Consider the following 1,239-nt stretch of genomic DNA (forward strand, 5'->3'; position numbering starts at 1 on the left):
AACCGCGCGGGTTTCCTGCGCCATACCGCTAACGCCCGCCGGAGCCCCAATACCGCGCGAGCGGTTTCGTCCACCGAACTCGAAGAGGAAACGGGGCTCGTGGCCACACATGTGCACTACGCTTTCCAGTTTCACGGACTGCGATCGCGGCACTTCGTGTTCGCGGCACGCGTCGGCGAGACCATCGAAGCGATACCTTCCAATGAAATCGTGCGCTGCCAATGGATGCAGCTCGATGAGATCCTCTGCGCCGAGGCAAGTATTCCCACCAAGGGCATCGCTGCCATTTTCCTCAAGCAGACACAATGCGGGAACCACCAGTCCCTTCGTGAAGCCATTGAGCTCTACCTTTGCCGAGCGCCAGCGTCTGCTACTAGCCGAGCCCGAGCTTGCTAGCGGAAAAATGCCGAACCTCAACAACGCTCACGAGCGTGTCGACCTAGTCGTTTGTGGCGACGTTTGAACTGTCGTCGCGCTGAAACATGGCAATTGCGGAACCGTTGAAAACGCCCTCCTTTCGCCCTTCCCTAAAACCGCACCGTTGATAGCGCGAGTTGAACGGGTGCTTTTTTCGCTCCATGCCGAAACAGACCGCGCGGGTTGGCATTCACCGGAGGAAATATATTTAATACGAACGGTCGTATTATTTAATTCCCGTTGTTAACCCTGATTAACATTTGAGTCTCGTGCATGTTTTAATCGCTGCCCAGTCGACAAAAATTAGACCGGTCCGATGTCGTCCCTTGCGTGACGCCGGCCGACCAGCCCCCCAAATGGGGCATTTTAGTCGCTGCGGCGCATTAACGGTGTTCCGTAAAAATAAAAATATCAGCGCATATCTGAGAGAGAAACATGCTAAGTCCCCATGAATTTGCCACGCTTATGCTGGTCAACGCCGCACCGGAGCAGATCAACCTTGATCGCGAAGAACTCGACATTCTGCTGGAACGTCAACTGGTCGAACTCGAAGAACTCGCCTCAGGCCACCCGCGTCCGCGACTGACCGTCGATGGCCATGCCCTACTGCAGGCAGTAGCTCGCCTGCACTGACGCCTCGTTTTGCGGGCGGAAGTGCACATGTGGAATCCGCACGCACCCCTGTTTTGAACCGGCTATGTGTTCCAATCAGATTGACACGCCAGTTGTAGTCCTCCTGGCTGTATCCAATCAGATTGACACGCCAGTTGTAGTCCTCCTGGCTGTATCCACTTATATTTACTATTCTGACAACCTCAGGGG

Annotated in this window: 2 protein-coding genes; both read left to right on the top strand. The window is 55.0% G+C overall.

All coding sequences use genetic code 11. The features are described from left to right. Positions 1-396: NUDIX domain-containing protein (locus AWB74_RS46765; RefSeq protein ID WP_160110415.1), on the top strand; the 396-nt coding region annotated here is incomplete at its 5' end. A 456-nt stretch (positions 397-852) separates the two neighbouring features. After that, positions 853-1,050 (top strand): hypothetical protein, encoded by a 198-nt coding sequence (locus AWB74_RS44650; protein ID WP_061152792.1) that lies wholly within the window; start codon positions 853-855, stop codon positions 1,048-1,050. The last annotated feature ends 189 nt before the right edge of the window (positions 1,051-1,239 follow it).

Origin of the sequence: Caballeronia arvi, assembly GCF_001544695.2 — a bacterium.
Taxonomy (GTDB): Bacteria; Pseudomonadota; Gammaproteobacteria; order Burkholderiales; family Burkholderiaceae; genus Caballeronia; species Caballeronia arvi.

Excerpts from the sequence above, each read along its gene's own strand:
- AWB74_RS44650 (WP_061152792.1), top strand. The coding sequence starts at position 853 with ATGCTAAGTCCCCATGAATTTGCCACGCTTATGCTGGTCAACGCCGCA.